This window comes from Tenacibaculum jejuense, from assembly GCF_900198195.1.
Lineage (GTDB): Bacteria > Bacteroidota > Bacteroidia > Flavobacteriales > Flavobacteriaceae > Polaribacter > Polaribacter jejuensis.
Genome location: NZ_LT899436.1, coordinates 1,059,398 through 1,086,364, shown reverse-complemented (window position 1 = coordinate 1,086,364; position 26,967 = coordinate 1,059,398). Strand labels below are relative to the sequence as shown.

Below are 26,967 nucleotides of genomic sequence, written 5' to 3'. Positions count from 1 at the left end.
AAAGAATTCAGAAAAATGAAAGGACCTTTATTTTACGCCAAAATTTTACTTTTTGGAGAATACGGTATCATCAAAGACTCGAAAGGATTAGCAATTCCTTTTAACTCTTACAAAGGAGCTTTAAAAGTTTCTAAAAATTTATCTGGTCAAGCTCTTAAATCAAATGAGAGTTTAAAAGATTTTTATAAATATTTAGTTGAATTAGATACTGAAATAGTTTCTTTCAATTTAGCTGAATTTAAAAATGATATCGATTCTGGAATGTATTTCGATTCTTCTATCCCAATGGGTTACGGAATTGGAAGTTCTGGAGCTTTAGTAGCATCTGTTTACGACAAATATGCTAACGACAAAATAACTGTCCTAGAAAACTTAACCAGAGATAAGTTAATAAAACTTAAAGAAGTTTTCTCATTAATGGAATCTTTTTTCCATGGTAAAAGTTCAGGGTTAGATCCTTTAAACTCTTATTTAAGTTTACCTATTCTTATCAATTCTAAAGAAAATATTGAAGCCACTGGAATTCCTTCTCAAAAAGAAGGTAAAGGCGCTGTTTTCTTATTAGACTCTGAACAAGTTGGTGAAACTGAGCCAATGGTGAGCCTTTTCATGAATAAAATGAAAAATGAAGGTTTTAGAAAAATGTTAAGTAATGAGTTTGTTACTTATACAGATGCTTGTATTGAAGATTTCTTAAAAGGAAATGTAAAATCTTTATTTTCTAACGTAAAGCAACTTTCCAAAGTTGTTTTAACAAATTTTAAACCAATGATTCCTAATGCTTTCCATAAAGTTTGGGAGAAAGGAATACAAACTAACGATTACTACTTAAAATTATGTGGTTCTGGTGGTGGTGGCTACATTTTAGGTTTTACAGAAGACTACGAAAAAGCAAAAGCTAGCTTAAAAGATTACAAACTTGAGTTAGTGTATCGATTTTAAAAACTCATGAATTCTAAGTTTTACGACAGAACTTTATTGGTAAAACTATTAAGCCTGTTATCTGTTGTAAGAGGGTATAACATATTAGTATTAGTAGCCGCTCAATATCTTGCAGCTATTTTCATTTTTTCTGAAAACAAATCATTAAAGCACGTTTTATTAGATTGGCATTTATTATACCTAGTACTTGCTACCGTCTGTGTAATTGCTGGAGGATATATCATCAATAATTTTTATGATGTAAAAGCTGATAGAATAAACAAACCCATAAAAAGTACACTTGATGATAAGATTAAACAAGAAACTAAACTTTCTTTATATTTCCTTTTAAATTTTACTGGTTTCACTTTTGGGTGGTTGGTATCATGGAGAGCTGGTGTATTTTTTGCTTGTTATATCTTTGGAATATGGCTGTATTCGCACAAACTTAAAAGATATCCTTTATTAGGCTTATTCAGCGCAACTATATTGACTATATTACCATTTTTTGTAATCTTTGTACACTACAAAAATTTCTCTAAAGTAATTTTCGTCCATGCCTTTTTCTTATTCTTCGTTATTGTTGTTAGAGAACTTATAAAAGACTTAGAAAATATTAAAGGAGCAATAGTAAATAATTACAACACTTTTCCTGTAGTCTATGGAGAAAAAAAAACCAAGCAATTCATCTTTTTATTATTAGGACTAACTTTAGTTCCTATTATTATTTTATTTGACTATCCTGCTATACAGTATATGAAGTATTATTTTTATTTAGCTGGAATTACATTAACTGCAATTGGTTTTTATACTTGGAAATCTTATACTAAAAAACAATATCAATTAATTCATAACATTCTAAAAATTCTATTATTAATTGGTGTTTTTAGTTTACTTTTAATAGACAAATCTTTATTACTAGATAAAGTTATAAATCAACTAAATTAAAATATAAAAAGCATTAGCAATGATTAAGTTCAAGTAGTTAATCGATATGAGCTCAATATTAGTTTTTAAAATTATATTAGAATTTCGCTAGAACTAATACCCTTTAACCCTATCGAAATTACATCAAATATCAAACAATAAAGCAAAAGTTAATTTTATAATATTTTCCACTGAAGATCAAATATTTGAATTATATTTGCGGCCGCTTAAAAATCATTTAAAAATGAATAAAAATAACTCGTCGAGAGGACGACAAGCTGGAAAGAACAGCAATCCTCGCTCTAAAAAACAATCTAATTTTAGAAAACCAGTAAAGAAATCTTCAAATACACCTAAAAAAGAAGAAAGTACAGGAATTCGTTTAAATAAATTTATCTCTAACTCGGGAATTTGTTCTAGAAGAGAAGCTGATACATTTATTGAGCACGGAAGTGTAACTGTAAATGGAAAATTAATTACAGAAATGGGATACAAAGTTCAACCTCATGATGCTGTTCGTTTTGATGGAACTTTAATTTCCATTGAAGAAAAAAGATATGTTTTACTGAATAAACCTAAAAATTACATTACGACTATGGAAGATGACCGTGGTAGAAAAACTGTAATGGAATTAATAGGTAATGCGACTAAGGAACGTATATATCCAGTAGGTAGATTAGATAGAAATACAACAGGATTATTATTGTTTACTAACGATGGTGAATTAGCTAAAAAATTAACACATCCAAAACATAATGTACGAAAACTATATCATGCTTCGTTAGATAAAAAGTTAACACTATCAGATCTTGAAAAACTAAGAGGTGATGTGGTAATTGAAGGTCGTAAAGTATTTATTGATGCCGTTTCTTACGTTGAAGGAGAAAAGAAAACAGAAGTTGGTATAGAGATTCACTCAGGTAGAAACAGAATCGTAAGAAAAATATTTGATCACTTTGGTTATCATGTTGTAAAATTAGATCGAGTTATCTTTGCTGGATTAACAAAAAAGAATCTACCTCGTGGTAGATATAGAACTTTAACACAACAAGAAGTTAACAACCTAAAGATGTTATAAAAATGAATATTGAAAATTTAAAAGCACAATCTGAAGCCATTTTAAATAAAGAATTAACTTTAGAAGAGAAGCTACAAAACATATGTGATTACTTAAAAGAAGAAATTTCATATTACGATTGGGTAGGTTTTTATTTTAAGAATGGTGATAAAGAAGAATTAAAACTTGCGCAATTTGCTGGTGAACCTACTGAACACACAATTATTCCTTTTGGAAAAGGTATTTGCGGACAAGTTGCTGTGAGTAACAAAAACCTAGTAGTTCAAGATGTTTCAGAACAGGACAATTATATTTCTTGCGGATGGAAAGTAAAATCTGAAATCGTAATTCCAATTTTTGTTGATGGAGAGAATATTGGTCAAATAGATATTGATTCTCACACAATTAATCCATTTTCTAAAAAAGATGAAGAACTTTTAGAATTTATTTGCGAAAAAGTTTCGTTTTTTTTGCAAAAAACTAGCTAATTACTTGGTTATAAAGTTTTTTTGTATAGATTTGTAAAAAGTTATCAACAATTTTATTACTAATCTTTAAATCCCCTAATGATGAGTAGAAATATCCCTAATTATGAAGGCTTAGGTAAACCTACCGACGCTGGAAAATTGACTTTACTGGAAAAGATAGCTCTTTGGGTAAGAGATTTCCTTGAAAACGCAGAATAAAAAGTCAATAAAAAAACTTTAAACCGGAAAAACTTTTAAGTTATTAACAAGTTTTTCCGGTTTTCTTTTTAAAAACCCTCTTCAAACAATTGCAGTAAAATTCAAGTTTTAGTAAATTTGCGCGCTCATTAACAACACAACAAACATGAGCAATAAAACAATTAAATCTGCACTTATATCTGTTTTTCATAAAGATGGATTAGCACCAATAGCAAAAAAACTTAATGATTTAGGAGTAACGATATACTCTACTGGTGGTACTGAAAAATTTATTTCTGAATTAGGTATCAATGTTGTTCCTGTAGAAAGTGTTACAGATTACCCTTCAATTTTAGGTGGGAGAGTAAAAACATTACACCCTAAAATTTTTGGAGGAATTTTAAACAGACAAGAAAACGAAAGTGATGTAGCTCAACTTTCTGAATTCAATATTCCACAAATCGACTTAGTAATTGTTGATTTATATCCTTTTGAAAAAACGGTAGCTTCAGGTGCTAGCGAACAAGATATTATCGAAAAAATTGATATCGGAGGTATTTCTCTTATTAGAGCTGCTGCAAAAAACTTTAAAGACACCGTAATTGTTTCTTCAATGGAACAATACGATGAGTTTTTAAACTTAATTTCGGAAAACAACGGAGAAACTTCAATTGCTGATAGAAAAAAGTATGCTGCTAAAGCCTTCAATATTTCTTCACATTACGATACAGCTATCTTTAATTATTTTAATGAAGATGAAGTTGTATTTAAAGCTAGTGAAACTACAGCTAAAACTTTACGATATGGTGAAAACCCACATCAAAAAGGATATTTCTTTGGAGATTTAGATGCTATGTTTGACAAATTACATGGTAAAGAATTGAGCTATAACAATCTTCTTGATGTAGATGCCGCTGTAAACTTAATCAACGAATTTAAAGGAGAAGCTCCTACATTCGCTATTTTAAAACATAACAATGCTTGTGGTTTTGCTCAAAGAGAAACTGTATACCAAGCTTATGTAGATGCTTTAGCTGGTGACCCAGTTTCTGCTTTTGGAGGAATTTTAATTTCTAATGTTACGATTGACAAAGAAACTGCTGAAGAAATTCATAAATTATTCTGTGAAGTTGTCATAGCTCCAAGTTTCGATGATGATGCCTTAGAAATATTAAAAGGGAAGAAAAATAGAATTATTTTAGTTCAAAAAGAAGTGGTATTACCAAATCAAATTGTAAGAACTTCTTTGAATGGATTACTAGTTCAAGATAAAGATGCAAAAACAGATAGCGTAGAAGATTTATCATACCCTACTACTTCTAAACCTACATCTGAACAAATAGAAGATTTATTATTTGCTTCTAAAATATGTAAGCATACAAAATCAAACACTATTGTTTTAGCTAAAAACAAGCAATTATGTGCTAGTGGAACTGGACAAACAAGTCGTGTTGACGCATTAAGACAAGCAATTGACAAAGCAAAAAGTTTTGGTTTTGATTTAGAAAATGCTGTGATGGCAAGTGATGCTTTTTTCCCGTTCCCGGACTGTGTAGAAATTGCAGATAACGCTGGAATTAAATCAGTTATACAACCTGGAGGTTCTATTAAAGACGAATTAAGTGTAAACTACTGTAACGACAATGGATTGTCGATGGTGTTTACAGGAACAAGACACTTTAAACATTAATGTTTAAGGTGTTATTTCTAACGTTTTTTTTATTAGATTTGTAAGAATACATAAACGGGTTACACTTTTAAATATTTTTTATGGGATTTTTTGACTTTATGACGGAGGATATCGCAATCGATTTAGGCACTGCGAATACACTTATCATACATGATGGCAAGGTAGTTATCGATAGTCCTTCGATTGTTGCGAGAAATAGAGTTAATGGAAAAATTATCGCTACGGGTAAAGAAGCCCAACAAATGCAAGGTAAAACCCATGAAAATATTAAAACAATTCGTCCTTTAAAGGATGGTGTAATTGCCGACTTTCAAGCTTCTGAAGAAATGATTAAGGAATTTGTAAAACAAATTCCTGCTATTAGAAAAAAAATATTCCCACCTTCTCTACGAATGGTTATTTGTATTCCTTCTGGAATTACTGAGGTAGAAAAGAGAGCCGTAATTGATTCTGCTCGTCATATGAATGCCAAAGAAATTTATCTAATCTATGAACCAATGGCTGCTGCAATTGGTGTTGGAGTAGATATTATGGAACCAAAAGGTAACATGATCATTGATATAGGAGGTGGTACTACAGAAATCGCAGTTATAGCTTTAGCTGGTATTGTATGTGACCAATCTGTAAAAGTTGCTGGTGATTTATTCACTAGTGATATCATGTACTACATGAGAACCCAGCATAACTTATATGTAGGTGAAACTACTGCTGAGAAAATGAAAATTCAAATAGGTGCAGCCACTGAAGACTTAGACGAAACACCAGAAGATATGATGGTTCAAGGTCGTGATTTATTAAGTGGAAAACCAAAACAAGTGCAAGTTTCTTACAGAGAAATAGCAAAAGCACTTGATAAATCTATTTTAAGAATAGAAGATGCTGTAATGGAAACTCTTTCGAAAACTCCACCTGAATTAGCAGCTGATATCTATAATACTGGTATTTATTTAGCAGGTGGTGGATCTATGTTAAGAGGACTAGATAAAAGATTATCAAGAAAAACCGATTTACCTGTTTATGTAGCCGAAGATCCTTTAAGAGCTGTAGTAAGAGGAACAGGTATTGCTTTAAAGAATTTAAATAAATACAAGAGCGTATTAGTTAGCTAAAAGTTATGCAACAGCTTATTTATTTTATTCAGAAATACAAATACTTTCTGTTTTTTTTGCTGTTACAAATTGTTGGTTTCACTTTAACAATCAATAATCATAGCTACCATAAAAGTAAATTTATTAGTTCTGCTAATACTATTACTGGAGGTGTTTATGAGAAAAAGAGTAATCTTAAAAACTACTTAAACTTAAAAGACGAAAACCAGATTTTAATTCAAGAAAACTTAACATTAAAAAATAAGTTATCGAAGCTTGAATATTTTCTTGACAGCATTTACACTAAAACTGCGGTAGATACGAATAACTTTAATCAGCAATTTAAATATATTGATGGTAAAATCAATAAAAATGAATTTCATAAACCTTACAACTATCTAACTATAAATCGTGGATTAAAACATGGGGTAAATAAAGAAATGGCTGTAATAAATGACAAAGGTATTATTGGTATTACAGATGCTTCTTCAAATAATTACTCTAGAGTACGTTCTATATTAAATAGAAATAGTAAAGTAAATGCAAGACTAAAAAGTAGTCCTTATTTTGGTTCTTTGAGTTGGGATGGTGAAGATTATAACACTGTCCAGTTACTTGATATTCCTAGAGAAGCAAAAATAAATATTGGTGACACTATAATGACTGGAGGGAATTCAACTATTTTCCCTAAAGGAATTTTAATAGGAACTGTTACAGATAAAACCAATGGAATAAACATCAAGCTTTTTAATGACATGAGTAATCTTGAAAATATTTACATCATTAAAAACTTTCATCAAAAAGAAATCAAAGCTTTAGAAAACGTAAATAATGAGTAGGAAACCTTTCTATCTTGCTATAATTTTTGTGAGTTTAATTCTAATACAAGTATTAGTTTTAAACAATATTAGATTTTTAGGTTATGTAAACCCATATATTTACATTGCTTTTATTTTTGTTTACCCTTATAAAACGAATCGTTTCCCAATAATATCTTTAGCTTTTTTACTTGGATTATTAGTGGATATGTTTACAGATTCTGGAGGTATTCATGCAATGGCAACTACTTTAATTGCTTATCTAAGAACTGGTTTCTTTAGAACATTCTTCCAAAAGACAGAAGTAGACTACGAGTTTTTCGAAATGAATCAAGAATCATTTGGTAAAATATTCAATTTCGTAGCGTCTTTAACACTCATACATCATTTTGTCGTTTTTTTATTGGTTAACTTTAGTTTTAATAACTTATTATCGGTGTTAATTAACACAATTTTATCGGCAGTATTTTCGTTAATTTTATATTTTCTAGGGAGCTTTATTTTAACTAGAAAACAACAATAATTGTGAAGCGAAGTTTTTTATTAATTTTTTTAATTACTCTTGTAGGGTTCATCTACATAGGTAGGTTATTCCAACTACAGGTTCTTGAAGGTCAAGAATTAAGTCCAACTAGTAGTGCAACTATAAAAATCGAATACGATTACCCAGAACGCGGTTATATATATGATCGAAACAACAAATTAATGGTTGCAAATGAAGTTTCTTATGATGTGATGGCTATTCCCAAGGAATTAAAAGCTATAGATACACTAGAATTTTGCGAACTCGTTAAAATTTCTAAAGAAGATTATATTAAGAAAGTTAAAAAAATAAAAAATCCGAAAAAATTTGCTCCTTGGCTTCCTGCTGTTTTTATAAAACATCTCGCAAAAAGAGATTACGCTTTCTTACAGGAAAAACTTCATAAATTTAAAGGTTTCTACATTCAAAAAAGAACTATTAGAAATTATCCAGAACCTATTGCTGCTAATGTTTTAGGCTACTTATCTGAAGTAAATGAATTACAAGCTAAAAACAATCCTGATTATGAAAACGGAGAACTTATAGGTAAATCTGGCGTAGAGTATTATTATGAAAAAGCGTTAAGAGGTAGCAAAGGTAAAAAACATTTCAATAGAGATAATTTAATGAGAATTACCGGGAATTATAAAGGTGGAATATATGATACTTTAGCAGTTCCTGGAAGAGATTTACTATTAACACTAGATTTAGATTTACAAAAGTATGGAGAAAAATTAATGACTGGTAAAAGAGGTGGTATAGTCGTTCTTGAACCATCCTCTGGAGAAATACTGGCTTTAGTAACAGCACCATCTTATGACCCAAATGTTTTAGTAGGAAGAAAACGTTACAAGCATTCAACTATACTTTTTAATGATAGCATAAATAACCCAACTTACGATAGAGGTTTACAAGGAGTTTATCCACCTGGATCTCCTTTCAAAATTTTAAATGGTTTAGTAGGATTACAAGAAGGTGTTATTAACGATAAATCATATGTTTATTGTTATGGAGGATATCGTTATGGTAAAAGAAAAAATGAATTTATGAAATGCCACTGTGGTATTTATGGAAGACCTATCCGATTAAAAAAAGCGATCGCTAATTCTTGTAATAGTTATTTCTCAGATGTATATCGCAAAATTATAGACAAACCTAAAAACACAAAAGTCGGATTTGATAATTGGAGTAATAAAATCAAAAGTTTTGGACTAGGAAATTTCTTAGGTTATGATTTAAATGTTGGTTTACCTGGACTAATTCCAAACGCTAAATATTACGATGATCGTTATGATTTTAGATGGGGAGCCACTACAAATATTTCGAATGCTATTGGACAAGGAGAAATTCAAACCACTCCAATTCAATTAGCTAATGCAACAGCTGCAATTGCTAATAGAGGTTTTTATTACACTCCGCATATCGTTAAGCAAATTGATGGAAAAAACATAAAAAACCCAAAATTTACATCTAAAAAGCAAACACTGATAAACGAGGAACATTTTCCTGTGGTTATAGATGCTATGCACGAAGTATTCAAAACAGGAACTGGAAAATATAGCCGAGTAAAAGGCATAGATATTTGCGGTAAAACAGGAACTGTAGAAAACTTTACAAGAATTAATGGAGAAAAGGTTCAATTAAAAGATCACTCGATACTAATTGCTTTTGCTCCAAAGGAAAACCCCAAAATAGCTATGGCTATTTTTGTTGAAAATGGAGGTTTCGGTTCTACTATTGCAGCTCCAATTACCAGCTTAATGATTGAAAAATACCTGAATGGTGAAGTGTTAAGAAAAGACTTAGAGGAAAGAATGATTAATTTAAGTTTACAAGAAGAATACGACAAATTAATTGTAAAAAAAGACAGTATTGAGACAGTTAGAAAATAACATATTTAAAAACATCGATTGGTTTACTATTATTATGTTTCTTTTGTTAGTAGCATTTGGATGGGTTAATATTTATGCCGCTTCTTCTACTGGAACAGATAAAGAACTTTTCGATTTTAGTACTAGATATGGAAAACAATTAGTTTTTATAGCTTTAAGCTTTCCTTTGATTGTCTTCATTTTATTCTTAAACTCTAAATTTTATGAACAATTCTCGAGTTTAATTTATTTATTTTCTCTGGTCCTTTTAGCTGGTGTTTTAGTCTTTGGAAAAAAAATTAATGGTGCTACTTCTTGGTATAATTTTGGTGGAATTGGATTACAACCTTCAGAATTTTCAAAGGCTTTTACGGCTCTTGCTTTAGCTAAATTAATGAGTGATAGACAATACAATTTAGACTTACTTAAAAACCAGATTAAAGCTTTTGTTATTATTTTTCTGCCTGCTTTTTTCATTGCTTTACAACCAGACATGGGATCCGTTTTAATTTACTTTTCTTTCTTTTTTGTATTAAATAGAGAAGGATTAACATTGAAGTACTTTATTTTAGGGGTTATTACTGTCATTCTTTTTTTACTTACAGTTAATTATGGAACTATTAATGTTCTTATCGGAACACTTATTGTTCTAACCATTGTATTTGCATACATTATTTATAGAAATAATCAGTTTTTTAGATTTAACTGGCCAGTAATATTAGTTACTTATATTATTTCTGCATTATTTATTTCTGCTGCTGGTTACACATACACTAATGTATTAGAACAGCATCAAAAAAACAGATTTGATATTTTACTCGGAAAAATAGAAGACAAAAAAGGACTTGGATATAATACACACCAAGCAGAATTAACTATTAAATCTGGGAATTTTTTCGGAAAAGGTTTTCTACAAGGAGATCGTACTCAAGGTAATTTTGTACCTGAACAAGACACAGATTACATATTTAGTACTGTTGGAGAAGAATGGGGCTTTTTAGGTAGTTCTATCGTGATACTTTTATTTATGGGGTTATTGTATAGAATTATATTTTTAGCAGAACGTCAAACCAATAAGTTTGCTAGGATTTATGGATATGGAATAGCTTCAATTTTATTTTTCCATGTTGTAGTCAATATAGGAATGGTAATAGGTATTTTACCGACAATTGGTATACCTCTACCCTTTTTCAGTTACGGAGGTTCTTCCTTATGGGGATTTACACTACTTATCTTTATTTTTGTTCGCTTAGATGCACACAAAAAATACGATTATTAAAATACTATCGCTTGTAATCAAAAGCATATTATTAGATCAATATAAAATGAGCTTTTAATAGATTACAGAAGTGTTTTAGTAATATAAATTGTAATAAACTTTATAAGCTATTTTAAATTGCTATCATTCAATAGAATTAGAATTTCATTGACTATAACATCAACAAGATACTTTTACACGTTTTAGCTTATCTTATGTGTTACATAAACTAGGAGGACTAAATAAAGTACTGAATAGATTTTAAGCATAAAAACAAAAAAACACTTCGAATAATCGAAGTGTTTCATATTAACTAACTTTAATTTTGTACTATAAAGCAGCAACGTGCTTAGCAAGCTTAGATTTTAAATTAGCAGCTTTATTCTTATGAATAACATTGTTCTTAGCTAATTTATCTAGCATTGAAGCAACAGATGATAACATTCCTTCTGCTTCCTTCTTATCTGTAAGAGCTCTTAATTTTCTAACAGCATTACGAGTAGTTTTGTGCTGATATTTATTTCTTAAGCGCTTCGCTTCGTTACTTCTAATTCTTTTTAATGCTGACTTATGATTTGCCATTTTTTAAAATCTTATATTGTTATAAAAACGTTGTACTCCGTACGGGATTCGAACCCGTGTTACCAGGATGAAAACCTGGCGTCCTAACCCCTAGACGAACGGAGCAATAACAATCGTTTCTCGATTGCGGGTGCAAATATAAAATTAATTTTCTATACTTACAACTTTTTTATCTCTAAATCTAGATAAAAAAAGCTCCGAAATAAATTCGAAGCTTTGTACTCCGTACGGGATTCGAACCCGTGTTACCAGGATGAAAACCTGGCGTCCTAACCCCTAGACGAACGGAGCAAAACAATCTTTTAGTTTGCGGGTGCAAATATATAACTCTTTTTGAAACACACCAAACTTTTTTAGATTATTTTAATATGCTTTTGCAAAAAGTACTCTTTTTGTAGATTCTTTACCTGTAAAAACACACTTACCTACTTCATTTATTGCATTATTTGGTATACAACGAATAGTAGCTTTAGTAAGTTCTTTAATTTTATCTTCAGTTTCTTCTGTTCCATCCCAATGAGCAGATACAAAACCTCCTTTATTTTCGATTACATCTTTAAACTCTTCAAAAGTATCTACTTTGGTTAAATGTGCTTCTCTGTAACTGACAGCTTTTGTAAATAAACTATTTTGAATATTTTCTAGCAAGTCCTCAATATATGTTATTAAATCATCTTGATTCACAGTTTGCTTTTCAAAGGTATCTCTCCTTGCTACCTCGGCTGTACCATTTTCTAAATCTCTTTTTCCAATGGCAACCCTAACCGGAACCCCTTTTAATTCGTACTCCGCAAACTTAGCTCCTGGCCTCATTGTATCTCTATCATCGAATTTAACCGAAATACCTTTAGATTTCAATTCTTGTAGTATAGGTCGTATTTTATCAAAAATAGCGTTTAATTGATCTTCGCCTTTATATATAGGAACAATAACTACTTGTATAGGAGCTAATTTTGGAGGCAACACTAATCCTGCATCATCAGAATGCGTCATTATTAAACCTCCAATTAAACGAGTAGAAACTCCCCATGAAGTAGCCCATACATGCTCTAATTTACCTTCTTTAGATGTATATTTTACATCAAATGCCTTAGCAAAGTTTTGTCCTAAAAAATGAGAAGTTCCAGCTTGTAATGCTTTTCCGTCTTGCATTAAAGCTTCTATTGTATATGTTTCATCTGCACCTGCAAAACGTTCACTTTCAGACTTTGCTCCTTTAATAACTGGCATAGCCATAAAATCTTCAGCAAAAGTTGCATAAACTTCTTGCATTTGTTTTGCTTCTGCTAAAGCTTCTTCCTTAGTTGCATGAGCCGTATGACCTTCTTGCCACAAGAATTCTGCCGTTCTTAAGAAAGGCCTAGTTCTCATCTCCCAACGCATAACGTTAGCCCATTGATTTATTAATAATGGTAAATCTCTATGCGATTGTATCCAACCTTTATAAGTATTCCATATAATAGCTTCAGAAGTTGGACGAATTATTAATTCTTCCTGTAGTTTAGCTTCTGGATCTACTCTTAACTTCCCTTCATTGTCAGGATCAGTTTCTAACCTGTAGTGTGTAACCACAGCACACTCTTTAGCAAATCCTTCTGCATTTTTTTCTTCTGCTTCAAATAAACTTTTGGGAACCAGTAAGGGAAAATAAGCATTTTGATGTCCTGTTTCTTTGAACATTCTATCTAGTTCTGCTTGCATTTTTTCCCAAATTGCAAACCCATAAGGCTTAATTACCATACATCCACGTACGGCAGAATTTTCAGCTAAATCAGCTTTAACAATAAGCTCATTATACCATTTTGAATAATCTTCAGCTCGTTTTGTTAAATGTTTACTCATAATTGAAAGTTTGGCACAAAAATTGCTATTATTTTAGTGTATTTTACAGCAACAAAACTACGTTAAATTCGGTATTACCGCAATAATCTTATTTTTTTTTGCTGATAATTTCAAAAATTTTTAATTTTAATAAAAAGAAAGAAATATGAAATCACATTACATTAAAACCAAACTTCCACTATATTTCTTGTCATTACTTGTGGTAACTACTTTACTCTCTTGTGGGGCTACTCAATCGGTTGCTGGTAATGATGATGGAATTTATGCAGATGATGTTGAAAAACCTCAAAGAAAAGTGGTTCAAATGAATCAGAGGGAGTACAACGATTATAACAACAACTATTTCTCTAAAGAAGTTGAAAGATTAGATAATATAAATGGTACTGATATCATTACAGATATTGAAAGTTATACATCTGATGATTATAATTTTGAAAACGAGATTGATGAAAACACAGAAAATGAAGGTCAAATTAACTCTAATAGAGAACCTTGGGGATTTGACAACAATTCTGATGTAGTTGTAAACATTAATACCTTTGGAAATAACGGATACAGTTGGGGAGTATACGGACCTTATTGGAATTCGTTTTGGGGAGATCCATTTTGGTCTTACCCTTGGAGAGGAAGATTTGGTAATAGATGGGGATGGGACCCTTTATGGCACCCTTTTCACGGACCTTTCAATTGGAATGCAGGTTTACAATTTGGATTTGGAGGTTTTTACGACCCTTTTTGTCCTCCTGGATATTATAGATATGGTAGAGCTAGAGCTTACAGAGGTTACGGTCCTTACAGAAACTTTAGATACAGAAACAGCAGAGGTTTGTATGGTAGAAGAATTGCATACCGTTCAGGAGTATATAACAGAAGAGGAGCTTATGCTTCAAATAGCAGAAGATATGCAAGAAATACTTCAAGGGCAACATCAAGACGTTCTTCAAATGTATACAGTAGAAATAACAGATCTGTAAATAGAAGTAACAGAAGTATTTCAAGAACAAGAAACGGTTCTACTATTAGAAGAAATTCTAGTCCAAGAATATCAAGAGGTTCTTCTAGCTCTAGAAGTATAAATAGAAGTTCTCGAAGCAGATCAAGAAGTTATAATAATTCATCAAGAAGAAGTAACAGGTCTTACACTCCTAGTAGAAGTTCTTCAAGATCTAGAAGTTACAACAGAAGTAGTAGCCCTTCAAGATCAAGATCTTCAGTTGGTAGATCAAGAAGTTCACGAAGCAGAAGATAATTCACGTATTATTTCTTAGTATTTACAATTAGCTATAATTTTTAAAGCATGAAAAAATTGATATTATTTGTAGCAATAATCGCTACAACAGGAACTTCTTATGCCCAATTTACTGACTATAATGACCTAGGTATTTTATTTTCTAGGGATCAAAGAACAGGTACTGCTAGATTTAATGCAATGGCAGGTGCATTTGGTGCATTAGGTAGTGATATTTCTTCAACAGATATAAACCCTGCAGGTGCAGCAGTTGCAAGAAACAGTAAGGTTTCTGTAACTTTTGAGGGAACTAATACCAACTTTGATTTAAACTATTACGGTAGAACGAATAATATAACTGACGAAAGAATTAATTTAAGTCAGGCTGGTGCTATTTTTGTTTTTGATGGGAGTAATAATTCTAACTGGAACAGGTTTGCCATTACCTTTAATTATAAGATAAAAGCTGACTTTGATAATTTTTATAATGGGAGTGGTAATAGTGGGCTTTCGCTCTATGATGACAATTTCAATTTTACTCCTCAACCAAATAACACTTTTTATAATGTTATCGGACAAGAGTTCTCTAAAGAAACCAGTGGTTTAAACAGTGTATTTAACATGGGAATATCTGCTGTTCATGATAACAAACTGTTTATTGGAGCTTCATTAAAGTTTCATAGTATTGAATATCGTGAGCGATCGGTTTCAATTGAAGATAATGATGAACTTAATGGTTCTCCTATTGTTTTTGATGATATTAATGAACGTTTTGTAGATGGAACAGGATTTTCTTTTAATGTTGGTTTTATATATAAGTTAAACAAATACATTAGAATAGGGGCTGCATATGAATCTCCTACTTGGTATAGCGAAGTATTAGAAGAAACAATTAATGATTTTGCAGTGTTTGATACTACAGATAGTGCTAACCCTTCATTAATATTTGATGACAGAGTCGTTAGAGGTCCTTTTTCGTTACGTTTTAGAACTCCTAGTAAATTAACTGCAAGTGGTGCGCTAGTGTTTGGTAAACAAGGAGTGATAAGTTTAGATTATACATATAGAGATTTCTCTAATTTCCGTTACATAGATGATATCAGTTTTAGAGATGGTAGTGGTCAGCTTGTAAATCCGAACGATTTCTTCTCTACCGATTTTAGAGCTACACATGCTCTTAATTTAGGAACAGAATGGCGTTTCAACAGAATTAGTCTTAGAGGTGGATATTTCTATGAAAAAAATCCAAATTTAAGAGAAGGTGGAAACACAAATGAAGACAATTATAGAGGTTTCACTGCTGGTTTAGGATATAACTTTGGAAATACACAAATAGGACTATCATATTTAAGATCTTTAAATGATGAATTCTACACACTATATGACATAGGTGATATTAATATAAACAATACAACTTCAAGAATAGCTGCTAGTATTACTTTTAGCTTATAAAATTTTAATTGGGGATTTTAAAAGAACCTCTTAGTAAAGTTTATTAAAACTGAACTAGGAGGTCTTTTTATTTAATCAGTTTTTTACTGTAATTTTGTAATCTCATTTCTAAGTATGGAAAATATCAATATTAAAATAGAAAACACAACCAACAATACTATAGTAAAGTTTGTTAGTGATACACTTATAGTGAACAGAGGAAGCTATGAGTATAATAATATAGACGAAGCAAAAGATGCTCCTTTCATTCAACAGCTATTTTATCTTCCTTTTGTAAAAAAAGTATTTGTTGGAGCTAATTTCATTGCTATTCAACGTTACGACATTGTAGAATGGCCAGATGTTCAAGAAGAAGTAAGACAACAGATAGAAGCTTTTTTAAATACTGGAAAAAAAGTAATTGAAGAAAAAACTGAAAACACAAAGAAAGAAGCTGTTGAAGTGTATGCTGAAGTAACTCCAAATCCAGCTGTAATGAAATTTGGAACCAACAAAGCACTTACACAAACTGATATTGAGTTAAAAAATATTGAAGAAGCTAATCAATATTCACCTTTAGCAAAGGCTATTTTTGGTTTTCCTTTTGTAAAAGAAGTTTTTATTTCTGAAAATTATGTATCTGTTACCAAATACGATGTTGTTGAGTGGAATGAAGTATATCAGGAATTACGTACTTTCATTAGAAACTACATTCAAGAAAGTAAAGCTATTATATCTGATATCCCTAAAGCAGCACAAGAAAACTCAAACGAGATTGCTACTAACGTTAATTTAGATGAAACTTCTGTAAAAATTGTAGAAATCTTAAACGAATATATTAAACCAGCTGTAGCTTCAGATGGTGGAAATATTGCATTTAAAAATTATGACCCAGAAACAAAACAAGTAAATGTAATTTTACAAGGAGCTTGTAGCGGTTGTCCTTCTTCTACAATAACACTGAAGAATGGAATTGAAACAATGTTAAAAGAAATGTTACCTAACCAAATTAACGAAGTAATAGCTATAAATGGGTAAGCAAGTAACTCCTTACAAGAATTCTGATTTAGGAAAAAAAGAGCAAGTAGCTCAGATGTTTGATAAAATATCAAATAATTACGATGGATTAAACAGAGTAATTTCTTTTGGTATAGATGTTAGCTGGAGAAAAAAAGTAGTAAAGCTAATCGGGGAAAACAATCCTAAAACTATTTTAGATATAGCTACTGGTACAGGAGACTTGGCTATGATGATGAACAAACTTAACCCAGAAAAAATTGTTGGATTAGACATCTCTGCAGGTATGCTTGAAGTAGGAAAAGAAAAAATTAAGAAAGCCGGATTCGATAAAAAAATTGATATGGTTATCGGTGATAGTGAAAATATTCCTTTTGAAGACAATACTTTTGATGCTATAACAGTTTCTTTTGGGGTTCGAAATTTCGAAAATTTAGATAAAGGTTTAAAGGAAATTTTAAGAGTCTTAAAACCTAACGGAAAATTTGTTGTTCTAGAAACTTCTAACCCGACAAAATTTCCATTTAAACAGCTTTATAAACTTCACACCCACGTATTTTTACCTATAGTTGGAAAATTATTCTCTAAAGATAAAGTTGCTTATTCATACCTTTCTGAAAGTGCAAATTCTTTTCCTTATGGTGAAGCTTTCAACAATATTTTGAGAAAAAATGGGTTTAAGAATGTGGAGAGTTTACCTGTAACATTTGGGGTGGCTTCAATTTATACATCAACAAAGTAATATGTTAAAAAAACTTTTAGTTTCTTGTTTGCTTATAATAGTAGCTTTAAGTGCTACTGCTCAAAGAGAACGTATCGAAAATTTACCTAATTTCGATAAGCGATTTATTCATTATGGTTTCTATTTAGGATTAAATACTAACGGTTTTAAGGTTTCTTACAAACCAAGTGCATTTCCTGATGCCAGAGTTGATGTTGTTTCTGATGTGGGTTTCAACGTAGGTTTAATTGGTGATATGAAACTACATAATAACGTTAATTTACGTTTCGAACCAGGTTTAGTTTCTAACACTAAAACACTTCGATTTACGCATATAGCAAACGAAAATGAAGGAACTAGAGAAGTAGGGAATACCTATTTACATTTACCTATTATTTTTAAGTTTAGTACTAACAGATTAAATAATATTAGACCTTATGTACTAGGTGGCGCTTCATTTGATTTTAATTTTTCTAGTAATGAAAAAAATCAAGATGATAATTTTTCAGGACAATTTAGACAAAATGCTAGTGTTTTTATGTATGAAGTAGGTATAGGTGTAGATTTCTATTTACCTTATTTTAAATTCTCTCCTTCTATACGTGGTATATTTGCTATCAATAACGAAATTAAATTCGACAATCGCAGCCCAAGTCAATGGACAGATCCTATAGACTTTTTTGGTACTCGAGGGATATTTCTTCATTTATCTTTTGAATAAAAAAAGAGTTGCTTTCGCAACTCTCATTTTTACTGTTAGGAATTGGTGCCCCCCGATACCTCATCCTACATACTTATTAGACACATCTTTTCTTGATTAGTCACTAATTAAAGTAAAAAAGTCGCAAATCTTATCAAAATTAAGATTAATAAACTGAAAATCAGTATTGTTTTTTTTACAAAAAATTTAGAAAAACAAAAAGGACCAGTAAAACTAGTCCTTTTAACGATTTGCTCACTACGCAAATCTGTAGATAGAAGTCCCCCGAAATCTACCAAATAATTTATATTTATAATAAGAGACAAAACTCTTATTTTATATATTACAAAGTATATTTAGACAAATATATTTAAAATAGTTTAAAAATAATTATTTCTTAATAATTATTTTACTATCAACTACTTCTTTTATAGGAAGTATAACTGTTCCTGAGTCTGTACTTACTGTGGCACATATGTTATCTATAGCAATAACAACGCCTTCTGTATCACCTATTTTTATAGTAGAACCTATAGCTAAATTTCTTCTAGTATAGTAACCAAATAACAATCTTGTAACAGCGTCTCTTGCTCCTAAACCGAAAGCTATAGTAAAAGCCGCTAAAATAGATCCTATAATTAAAGTAAGATTACTCTTAATTAAAGATGTATCAATCTCAGCTGCATCTAAAGCTGTTATTGAAAGAAAAACTACAATTAAATAAAAAGCAATATTTGCGACAACATTACCTCCACTTATTTCAAGTGATTTAAACATACCTTGTATAGCCTTTTTAACCATAGTACCTAAATAAGCACCACCAGCAAATATGACTAAAGCTTTTATTAAACTTGGTAAATATGCAAAGAAACTTCTAAGTCCATCCGATACAGATGTCAAACCAAATATACTAGACCCAGCCATAACAAATATTAAAATTAACAACCATTTAAGAACTCCTAATATCACATTAGTAAGTACAATATTTATGGTTGTATCTCCAAAAATTTTAGTTTCACTAAGCTTTTCTGACCATTGGTCTATTTTTGTCTTTGCTAGTATTTTCTTTACAACTTTCAATAAAATTTTTGTAAATAACCATGCGAAAATTAAAAAACCTAAAAATTTAAAAACTGAAGGAATAGTATTTTTAATTTCATTTAAAATTTCTTCAAAAGGTTTAATCAATTCATTCATAACTTATAGCTAGTTTAGTTAGTATTTTTATTTTTATCGTTTTGGTTGTTTTTGTCTTTATTTTTTTTCTCTTTCTCTACTTCATCTATTCCACCTCCTGAAAGTAAGTCTCCAACTGCACTTGGATATTTAACAACGAATAAATCCGCTATATCAATAGATAGCTTAATCATAGCTACGTCGTTAAGCACTTTCTTTTTAAGTACTTCCGGTAGCTCTTGATGGCTTAATATTTTCTTAAACGGATTGTCCATTTTATAATTCGTTATACGCTTTTACTACTTTTTCTTTGGCTCTTTTTAATCGCATTTTTACTGCACTTTGACCCAAATCTAATGCTAACTGAATATCTTTAATGCTCATATCATCTTGATACTTCATTAATAATATCATCTTATCCGAAGGGTCTATAATTTCAAGAGCCTTCGCCAATTTATCAGATTTTAACTCAAATAAAGAAGCATCATCTATTTCATCAACATCTGCATCTTCATCTTTAATAACATCTGTAACTACAGTAACCTTTTCATTTTTCTTTGCTGTATTTCTCTGTACATAATTTACACAAAAGTTATATGTAAAAGAATACAACCAAGTAGAAAATTTAGATCGTCCTTTAAAACTTCTCAACTTAACAAATAAACGAACAAACACATCATGTGTTAAATCTTGAGCCTCTTCTTTACTCTTAGAGAAACCATAACATTTGTTGTACACTAATCCTGCATATCGATCATACAAGATAGCAAACAAATGCGTATCGTTCTTCTCTACGATTTTTTTTACGAGCTCTTCGTCGCTTAATTTATTAACGTTGTTAGTCTTCAATAGTTTTATTTCTTACTAAAGTTTGGGTCTATGTTGTGTGAGACACAAAAAAAGAAGTAAGGTCACATTTTAATCAATTCAATTATAAAATTAACACTTCAAATTCAATTGAAAATCTTTTTTCAAAAAAAAATATTTTTTTTTGTAACATTTATTGTAGTTCATACGTATAAGTACATGGAACGATTAGATAAAGTAAAATTAAACGTGTATGAGACAACTTAAAATTACAAAACAGGTAACCAACAGAGAAACTGCGTCATTAGACAAATACTTACAAGAAATTGGTAAGGTAGATTTAATTACTGCTGATGAGGAAGTAGAGTTAGCGCAGCGAATAAAAGCTGGTGACCAAAGAGCTTTAGAAAAGTTAACTAAAGCTAACTTACGTTTTGTGGTGTCGGTTGCTAAACAATACCAAAACCAAGGATTAACTTTACCTGATTTAATTAATGAAGGAAACTTAGGATTAATCAAGGCGGCTAAACGTTTTGATGAAACAAGAGGTTTTAAATTCATTTCTTATGCGGTATGGTGGATTCGTCAATCAATTTTACAAGCTTTAGCTGAACAATCTCGTATTGTTCGTTTACCGCTTAACAAAATTGGTTCTATCAACAAGATCAATAAAATGTATGCTTTCCTTGAGCAAGAGAACGAAAGACCTCCAAGTGCTGAAGAGATTGCAAAGAAATTAGATATGACCGTAAGTGACGTTAAAGAATCTATGAAGAATTCTGGTCGTCATGTTTCTATGGATGCTCCTTTAATTGAAGGTGAAGATTCTAACTTATACGATGTATTAAACTCTGGTGAATCACCAAATCCAGATAAAACATTATTACATGAATCTTTACGTATAGAAATCAATAGAGCTCTAGAAACATTAACTCCGCGTGAAGCTGATGTTGTTAGATTATATTTTGGTTTGGGTGAGCACCAACCGATGACTCTTGAAGAAATTGGAGAAACTTTCGATTTAACAAGAGAACGTGTTCGTCAAATTAAAGAGAAAGCTATTAGAAGATTAAAGCATACTTCTAGAAGTAAAATTCTTATGACGTACTTAGGGTAATTAGTAATAAACTGACTACATATATATCGAAAACTCTCTTCAAATAAGAGGGTTTTCTTTTTTTATTACCTACTTTTGCAGCCAATTACAAACACAACACAACAAAATGAATAAATTAATAGCTCCTTCTATTCTGGCAGCAGATTTTGGAAATCTGCAACGTGATGTAGAAATGGTAAACGAAAGTAAAGCAGACTGGTTTCATATCGATATTATGGATGGTGTATTTGTTCCAAATATTTCTTTTGGAATGCCAGTTTTAAAAGCAATTGCTTCTCATGCTAAAAAAACAATCGATGTACATTTAATGATTGTTGATCCTGATAGATATATTAAAACTTTTGCAGATTTAGGTGCTGATCTTTTAACTGTACACTATGAAGCATGTACTCATCTACATAGAACAATTCAAGCAATAAAAGCTAGTGGAATGAAAGCAGGTGTAGCTTTAAATCCTCATACTCCAATTACTGTTTTAGAAGACATCATTACAGATTTAGATTTAGTTTGTATTATGAGTGTAAATCCAGGATTTGGCGGACAATCTTTTATTGAAAATACATATAAAAAAGTAAAACAGTTAAAACAATTAATTGTTGAAACTAATGCTAACACTTTAATTGAAATTGATGGTGGAGTTACTAGTAAAAATGCGAAACAATTAACAGAAGCTGGAGCAGACGTTTTAGTTGCAGGAAGTTTTGTTTTTAAAAGTGATAATCCAACAAATACAATAGCAGATTTGAAAGGAATTTGTAACTAATTCCTTTTATAATTATATTTAAAACACATAATTAATAGTTGTACATCAATTATTAATTATGTGTTTTTCGTTTTCAAAAAATACTAATTAACAAACAGTTACAACAAAGTGACATACGAATGTCGCACAAAATACAACACAAAAACTTTGAGTTGTTTTCAAATGAATTTAATCTTGTAGAAAATTCAATGGAATGAAAAAAACGAGTTTCAGAGAAAAATTAATTGAAGTAAGAACCTCTAAAGGTTTAACGCAAACTGAAGTTGCCAACTTATGTAATATTTCATTACGCACTATTCAAAGAATAGAATCAGGAACCGTAACTCCAAGAGCATATACTATCAAACAAATTTCTGAAGCACTAGGTTTTGATTTTTTTAAAGTATATGATGATCCGGATACTTATACAGAAGAAGAAACCAAAACAAAAAACAACTTTCAAACTTCTATTGGATTTGTAAAAGATTTATTCAATTTAAAAACAAATACAATGAAAAAAGTATCTATACTTAGTAGTTTTTGCTTTCTTATTGCCACCTTTATATTTTTATTTTCTAATAAAAGTAATGCTCAAACTTCAAAAAAAATTGAACCCAAATTAAAAATTACTAGTGAGAGCGAATTAATAATACCTGTAAAAATTGCCTTTACTAATGATTTAACTCTTGACGATTTAACTCAAATAAAAAAAGATTTACTCAACAAAGGAATTATTGTTGATTATAAAAAATTAGAATTTGATAAAAACAATAAATTACAAGCTATTGGATGCTTTGTGGATTGTAACGATGGTTTTAACGGCTACTTTTTCACTAATAATTTAAATGGTAACAGGAAATATGGATTTTACCGCGATTATGATATTAACTCTCCTTCTCCTTTTGGAACTGGAACTTTAAAGAAAACTATTGTTTTAGATGTTGGTCATGGTGGTATAGATACCGGTAGCTTTTCAAAAGGTTTTCAAGAGAAAGAAATTACACTTCAAATTGCTAATAAAATAAGAACACTTTCAAAAGAAAATGATGATATCGAAATCTTTTTAACACGTTCTACAGATCAGTTTATTACACTTAATAAAAGAGTAGCATTTATCAACGCTTTAAAACCTGACTATGTTATATCATTACATATTGCTAGTAGTGGTTTAGAAGAGATGTATGGTATTAATTTTTTTACGAGTAACAAAAATGTCTTAGAAAAAGAGTCTTTATCTATCACTAAAAAAATTGCACAAAGTATTTCTAAAAAACTAAAAATAAATACTGTTCAAAACATGAACTCTCATTTATTAAAACATGTTGAATACCCTGCTACTTTATTAGAAATAGGGCATTTATCTAACCCAAATGATTATAACTTATTAACTTCAGATGAAGACCAAAATAAAATAGCAGATGCAATTTTTAGTGCTATAAGAGAAGTTCTTTAAACATATAAAGGTGATATTAAAAATATCACCTTTATATTACTGTTTTATAATTCAACATTGTCTCGACTTTAAAATAAAGTCTTGGGAATTTCTGCTTTAAATCTTCAGGAGTTTCAAAAAAATGTTCCATAATTACAGAAACAAATTCTAATGCATTTGTATTCGCATAATCTCTAAAATAACCTGACTTTATAACTCTTTCAGAATTATCTGGATTTTTCATAAACTTGATAATTTCTAAGTATGTTCTATAAAAAATTCTTGCGCTTACATCTTTAGATTGCTTACCATGAAACGTTAATGCATGTGTAAATTCATGAATTCCTAAGTTTAAATTATCATTCAAAATTACTTCTCCTAGCAGAAAGTCTTCCCATGAGAATATAATTAACTTTAATCCTGGATTAAATTCTCCTTTATGATATTGCTTAGTTACTAATGAATAATAAGAAGTAGGATATATAATAATTTTATTAAATGTTGATGTTAAATACTTTCGCATTCCAAAAGTTAACTTTATATAAGATGAAGCTATTAAAATTTTAACTTCTGGCGTTATGTTGAAACCATCTCTAGAAATAAAACTATAGTTTCTTAGAAATTTAACTAACCTATGTTCAAAATAAGGCTTTTGTTTGTCTGTTAAGTTTTGATAAAATTTAACAGATGTTTCTAAAAATTCTTTTTTATGTCTGGGTAATCTCTTTTTTACTAAATACGTATGTATGAAAATTGGTTTATTGAATAGAAAAACAAAAATACGTTCAACTATATTCAATAAAAAAGCAAGAAAGCTAACCAAATAAAAGGTTAGCTTTAAAATATAAAATGACTTCATTTATACTATCGTAATATCATTAAAATTTAGATTCAGACGATCATTTAAATTGTTTGAATAAAACCTATATGGATGTTTAACTAAGCTAATTTTTGCTTTACAATTGTAGAAATCGTTTTTCCATCAGCCTGACCTGCTAATTTTTTTGAAACAACTCCCATTACTTTACCCATATCTTTCATCCCTTCTGCTCCTACTTGTGCTATTACTTCTACAACTACTTTTGCAATTTCATCTTCACTTAAGGCTTCTGGTAAAAATTGTTCTAAAACTTTAGCTTCAGCTAATTCAGGATCTGCTAAATCTTGTCTATCTTGACTAATAAAAACTTCTGCACTATCTTTTCTTTGTTTTACTTGCTTCTGAATTATTTTCAATTCTTGATCTTCTGATAATTCTCCAGCTCCTGCTTCTGTTTTAGCTAACATAAAAGCCGATTTTAAAGCTCTTAAAGCAGTTAAAGCTACAGTATCCTTAGATTTCATAGCTTCTTTCATTTTATTCATTACTTCTTGTTGTACACTCATGAGTTTTCTTTTTTCAAATATAATGATAAAAAAAATCCTGATTTCTCAGGATTTTCTTTTAGTTGTTATTTTACAAATACTAATCTACATTATCATGTAAAAACGAATTATTAGAACGTAAAAATTCGTCATTATTTGTATTTAAAGGTGTTTTCTTTTCGCTGATCTTAGAGTTATCTAAATCTACTCCTAACCTTTTATATGCAGGTTGTTTTTCAATTTCATCGATATTCTGGTTTACTTTATCAGAGAATTTATAGTTGAATCCTTTCATTTTATCTCTTCTTTCTTGAGCTCTCTTTTGTAACTCAGAAATTGTTAAACTTAATGGAGAAGCTTCACCGTCATCTTCTATAACTTCGTTTTCTGTTTTAGTTCTAACCTCAAACTTTAAAGCTTCTTCTTCTTCAGCTTCAATAGCTGGTGTAGAGCTTTTTCCAATAGTTGGTTTTATATCAAAGTCTTCTAATACGAAACGTTTTTCGATTTTAGGTTTAACTTCTTCAAATTCAACTTCAATATTTTTAATTGATTCTGTTGTATCAATTAAATCATTTTTAGTTGTTACTGGCTTAATTTCTTCATAAGAATTTAATGGTAAATCAAATAACAAATTTTGTTGAATTGGAGCTTCTTCGATCTTCTCTTCAACATGTGTTTGCGTCATGTTTGTAATTACAAAATCATCTTCAGCAACAGTATTATAATTTACTTCTTCAAAAACTACATCGATATTTTTAATCGCTTCTGTAGTTTGAATTAAACCATTTTTAGGCTCTGATTTTTCTTCTAAATCTAAAACATGAACTACTTTTTGATTTGTTGGAGCAATAGGCTCATCTATTATTCTAGATTTTACCACTGTCTTTTTATCAAACTCGTAAGTAGCTTTTTGCTCATCTTCTAACGTATGAACAATCTTCTTTGTTTCAGTATTATTGATTGTATTCTGCTGATCTAAAGCAAATCCAGTTGCCACGATAGTTACCGAAATTCCTTCTTCTAAACTTTCGTCTTCACCAATACCCATAATGATGTTAGCATCGTAACCAGCTTCTGTTTGGATATAATCATTGATTTCTCCAATTTCATCTAGAGTTACCTCATTTGTTCCAGAAACAATTAACAATAACACATTTTTAGCACCAGTAATTTTATTGTCATTTAACAACGGAGAATCTAAAGCTTTTACAATAGCGTTTTTAGCTCTACTTTCACCAGACTCTTTTGCAGAACCCATTATTGCTGTTCCACTGTTTGCTAATACCGTTCTAGCGTCATGTAAATCGATATTTTGCTTATAGTGATGTGTAATTACTTCTGCTATTCCTTTAGCCGCTGTTGCTAATACTTCATCTGCTTTTGAGAAACCTGATTTAAATCCTAAGTTTCCATAAACTTCACGAAGTTTATTATTATTGATAACAATTAAAGAATCTACATTATTACGTAACTCATCAATTCCTTTCTGAGCTTGTTTTGAGCGCATTCTACCTTCAAATTGGAATGGCATAGTAACGATTCCCACCGTTAAAATATCCATATCCTTAGCAATTTTTGCTATAATTGGTGCAGCACCAGTTCCGGTACCACCTCCCATACCAGCAGTGATAAATACCATTTTTGTATGTGTATTTAACATCTGTTGAATTTCTTGTATACTTTCTGCTGCTGCTTGAGCTCCAATTTCTGGATTTGCACCAGCACCTAAACCAGAAGTTAAATGTGCTCCCAGTTGAATTTTGTTTGGAATTGGACTATTCTCCAACGCCTGTGCATCTGTGTTACAAATTACGAAATCTACTCCGTGAATTTGTTTGCTATACATGTGGTTTACGGCATTGCTTCCTCCTCCACCTACACCAATCACTTTAATCGTATTTGATTGTGTTTTTGGCATATCAAATGAAATGTTATCAAATTCTGCGCTCATAATAACTCTTCTTTTTGTTAATTAATCCCTATATT

The 26,967-nt window shown here is 30.3% G+C and carries 26 protein-coding genes and 2 tRNA genes; 18 read left to right on the top strand and 10 right to left on the bottom strand.

What is annotated here, in order from left to right; translation table 11 throughout:
* Window positions 1-15: 15 nt before the first annotated feature.
* From AQ1685_RS05035 to rodA, 10 genes are all read left to right on the top strand, one after another.
* Complete coding sequence (locus AQ1685_RS05035; protein WP_095070028.1) at window positions 16-942, top strand: mevalonate kinase family protein; 927 nt, start codon at window positions 16-18, stop codon at window positions 940-942.
* Window positions 943-948: 6 nt separating this feature from the next.
* Window positions 949-1,869, top strand: coding sequence for a geranylgeranylglycerol-phosphate geranylgeranyltransferase (locus AQ1685_RS05030; RefSeq protein ID WP_095070027.1), 921 nt, complete (start codon window positions 949-951; stop codon window positions 1,867-1,869).
* A gap of 223 nt (window positions 1,870-2,092) precedes the next feature.
* Window positions 2,093-2,926, top strand: a complete 834-nt coding sequence (locus AQ1685_RS05025; RefSeq protein WP_095070025.1) for a pseudouridine synthase — start codon at window positions 2,093-2,095, stop codon at window positions 2,924-2,926.
* A gap of 2 nt (window positions 2,927-2,928) precedes the next feature.
* Window positions 2,929-3,393, top strand: coding sequence for a GAF domain-containing protein (locus AQ1685_RS05020; RefSeq protein WP_095070024.1), 465 nt, complete (start codon window positions 2,929-2,931; stop codon window positions 3,391-3,393).
* 343 nt (window positions 3,394-3,736) lie between these two features.
* Window positions 3,737-5,260: a bifunctional phosphoribosylaminoimidazolecarboxamide formyltransferase/IMP cyclohydrolase gene (gene purH, locus AQ1685_RS05015; protein ID WP_095070022.1), complete on the top strand. Its 1,524-nt coding sequence runs from the start codon at window positions 3,737-3,739 to the stop codon at window positions 5,258-5,260.
* Between the two features lie 80 nt (window positions 5,261-5,340).
* On the top strand, window positions 5,341-6,369 hold the full coding sequence (locus AQ1685_RS05010) for a rod shape-determining protein (protein ID WP_095070021.1): 1,029 nt from the start codon (window positions 5,341-5,343) through the stop codon (window positions 6,367-6,369).
* 5 nt (window positions 6,370-6,374) lie between these two features.
* Complete coding sequence (gene mreC, locus AQ1685_RS05005) at window positions 6,375-7,187, top strand: rod shape-determining protein MreC (protein ID WP_095070020.1); 813 nt, start codon at window positions 6,375-6,377, stop codon at window positions 7,185-7,187.
* Entirely contained in the window at window positions 7,180-7,689 is a 510-nt protein-coding gene (gene mreD / locus AQ1685_RS05000) for a rod shape-determining protein MreD (RefSeq protein ID WP_095070018.1), read from the top strand. Before mreC ends, mreD begins: the two co-directional genes overlap by 8 nt.
* 2 nt (window positions 7,690-7,691) lie before the next feature.
* Window positions 7,692-9,581, top strand: a complete 1,890-nt coding sequence (mrdA, locus tag AQ1685_RS04995; RefSeq protein ID WP_095070017.1) for a penicillin-binding protein 2 — start codon at window positions 7,692-7,694, stop codon at window positions 9,579-9,581.
* Window positions 9,562-10,839 (top strand): rod shape-determining protein RodA, encoded by a 1,278-nt coding sequence (gene rodA / locus AQ1685_RS04990; RefSeq protein WP_095070015.1) that lies wholly within the window; start codon window positions 9,562-9,564, stop codon window positions 10,837-10,839. The genes mrdA and rodA overlap by 20 nt, the downstream gene beginning before the upstream one ends.
* Before the next feature lie 309 nt (window positions 10,840-11,148).
* Here the strand turns inward: rodA and rpsT are convergent, their stop codons facing one another.
* The 4 genes from rpsT to proS all read right to left on the bottom strand — a co-directional run bounded on the left by rpsT (window position 11,149) and on the right by proS (window position 13,242).
* Window positions 11,149-11,400 (bottom strand): 30S ribosomal protein S20, encoded by a 252-nt coding sequence (rpsT, locus tag AQ1685_RS04985; RefSeq protein WP_095070011.1) that lies wholly within the window; start codon window positions 11,398-11,400, stop codon window positions 11,149-11,151.
* A gap of 33 nt (window positions 11,401-11,433) precedes the next feature.
* A tRNA-Glu gene (locus tag AQ1685_RS04980) sits at window positions 11,434-11,505 on the bottom strand.
* A 114-nt stretch (window positions 11,506-11,619) separates the two neighbouring features.
* Window positions 11,620-11,691: transfer RNA gene (locus AQ1685_RS04975), tRNA-Glu, on the bottom strand.
* Window positions 11,692-11,763: 72 nt separating this feature from the next.
* On the bottom strand, window positions 11,764-13,242 hold the full coding sequence (gene proS, locus AQ1685_RS04970) for a proline--tRNA ligase (protein ID WP_095070008.1): 1,479 nt from the start codon (window positions 13,240-13,242) through the stop codon (window positions 11,764-11,766).
* Between the two features lie 145 nt (window positions 13,243-13,387).
* Between proS and AQ1685_RS04965 the strand changes: the two genes are divergently transcribed.
* From AQ1685_RS04965 to porT, 5 genes are all read left to right on the top strand, one after another.
* A complete protein-coding gene (locus tag AQ1685_RS04965; RefSeq protein WP_095070006.1) occupies window positions 13,388-14,491 on the top strand; it encodes a hypothetical protein in 1,104 nt (367 codons plus the stop codon).
* Between the two features lie 48 nt (window positions 14,492-14,539).
* Complete coding sequence (locus AQ1685_RS04960) at window positions 14,540-15,922, top strand: OmpP1/FadL family transporter (protein ID WP_095070004.1); 1,383 nt, start codon at window positions 14,540-14,542, stop codon at window positions 15,920-15,922.
* Between the two features lie 114 nt (window positions 15,923-16,036).
* Window positions 16,037-16,939 (top strand): NifU family protein, encoded by a 903-nt coding sequence (locus AQ1685_RS04955; RefSeq protein WP_095070002.1) that lies wholly within the window; start codon window positions 16,037-16,039, stop codon window positions 16,937-16,939.
* Window positions 16,932-17,660, top strand: coding sequence for a bifunctional demethylmenaquinone methyltransferase/2-methoxy-6-polyprenyl-1,4-benzoquinol methylase UbiE (gene ubiE / locus AQ1685_RS04950; protein WP_095070000.1), 729 nt, complete (start codon window positions 16,932-16,934; stop codon window positions 17,658-17,660). The genes AQ1685_RS04955 and ubiE overlap by 8 nt, the downstream gene beginning before the upstream one ends.
* Before the next feature lies 1 nt (window position 17,661).
* A complete protein-coding gene (porT, locus tag AQ1685_RS04945; protein ID WP_095069998.1) occupies window positions 17,662-18,360 on the top strand; it encodes a type IX secretion/gliding motility protein PorT/SprT in 699 nt (232 codons plus the stop codon).
* A gap of 369 nt (window positions 18,361-18,729) precedes the next feature.
* Here porT and AQ1685_RS04940 read toward each other — a convergent pair whose 3' ends face one another.
* The 3 genes from AQ1685_RS04940 to AQ1685_RS04930 are packed head-to-tail and all read right to left on the bottom strand — an operon-like array spanning window position 18,730 to window position 20,364.
* Complete coding sequence (locus AQ1685_RS04940; RefSeq protein ID WP_095069996.1) at window positions 18,730-19,536, bottom strand: mechanosensitive ion channel family protein; 807 nt, start codon at window positions 19,534-19,536, stop codon at window positions 18,730-18,732.
* Between the two features lie 14 nt (window positions 19,537-19,550).
* The gene (locus tag AQ1685_RS04935; RefSeq protein ID WP_095069994.1) at window positions 19,551-19,790 is read right to left on the bottom strand and encodes a hypothetical protein; all 240 of its coding nucleotides are present in this window, start codon (window positions 19,788-19,790) and stop codon (window positions 19,551-19,553) included.
* Between the two features lies 1 nt (window position 19,791).
* Window positions 19,792-20,364: an RNA polymerase sigma factor gene (locus tag AQ1685_RS04930; protein WP_095069992.1), complete on the bottom strand. Its 573-nt coding sequence runs from the start codon at window positions 20,362-20,364 to the stop codon at window positions 19,792-19,794.
* A 211-nt stretch (window positions 20,365-20,575) separates the two neighbouring features.
* Here AQ1685_RS04930 and AQ1685_RS04925 point away from each other — a divergent pair, with 211 nt between their 5' ends.
* From AQ1685_RS04925 to AQ1685_RS04915, 3 genes are all read left to right on the top strand, one after another.
* On the top strand, window positions 20,576-21,439 hold the full coding sequence (locus AQ1685_RS04925) for a sigma-70 family RNA polymerase sigma factor (RefSeq protein WP_075341103.1): 864 nt from the start codon (window positions 20,576-20,578) through the stop codon (window positions 21,437-21,439).
* Window positions 21,440-21,545: 106 nt separating this feature from the next.
* The gene (gene rpe, locus AQ1685_RS04920; protein WP_095069990.1) at window positions 21,546-22,202 is read left to right on the top strand and encodes a ribulose-phosphate 3-epimerase; all 657 of its coding nucleotides are present in this window, start codon (window positions 21,546-21,548) and stop codon (window positions 22,200-22,202) included.
* A gap of 193 nt (window positions 22,203-22,395) precedes the next feature.
* Window positions 22,396-23,634 (top strand): N-acetylmuramoyl-L-alanine amidase, encoded by a 1,239-nt coding sequence (locus AQ1685_RS04915; protein WP_095069988.1) that lies wholly within the window; start codon window positions 22,396-22,398, stop codon window positions 23,632-23,634.
* 31 nt (window positions 23,635-23,665) lie between these two features.
* Here the strand turns inward: AQ1685_RS04915 and AQ1685_RS04910 are convergent, their stop codons facing one another.
* The 3 genes from AQ1685_RS04910 to ftsZ form a co-directional block, all read right to left on the bottom strand.
* Window positions 23,666-24,472 (bottom strand): zinc-dependent peptidase, encoded by an 807-nt coding sequence (locus AQ1685_RS04910; protein ID WP_095069986.1) that lies wholly within the window; start codon window positions 24,470-24,472, stop codon window positions 23,666-23,668.
* Window positions 24,473-24,552: 80 nt separating this feature from the next.
* Window positions 24,553-24,999: a GatB/YqeY domain-containing protein gene (locus AQ1685_RS04905; protein WP_095069984.1), complete on the bottom strand. Its 447-nt coding sequence runs from the start codon at window positions 24,997-24,999 to the stop codon at window positions 24,553-24,555.
* A gap of 79 nt (window positions 25,000-25,078) precedes the next feature.
* On the bottom strand, window positions 25,079-26,932 hold the full coding sequence (ftsZ, locus tag AQ1685_RS04900) for a cell division protein FtsZ (protein WP_095069982.1): 1,854 nt from the start codon (window positions 26,930-26,932) through the stop codon (window positions 25,079-25,081).
* Window positions 26,933-26,967 lie beyond the last annotated feature (35 nt).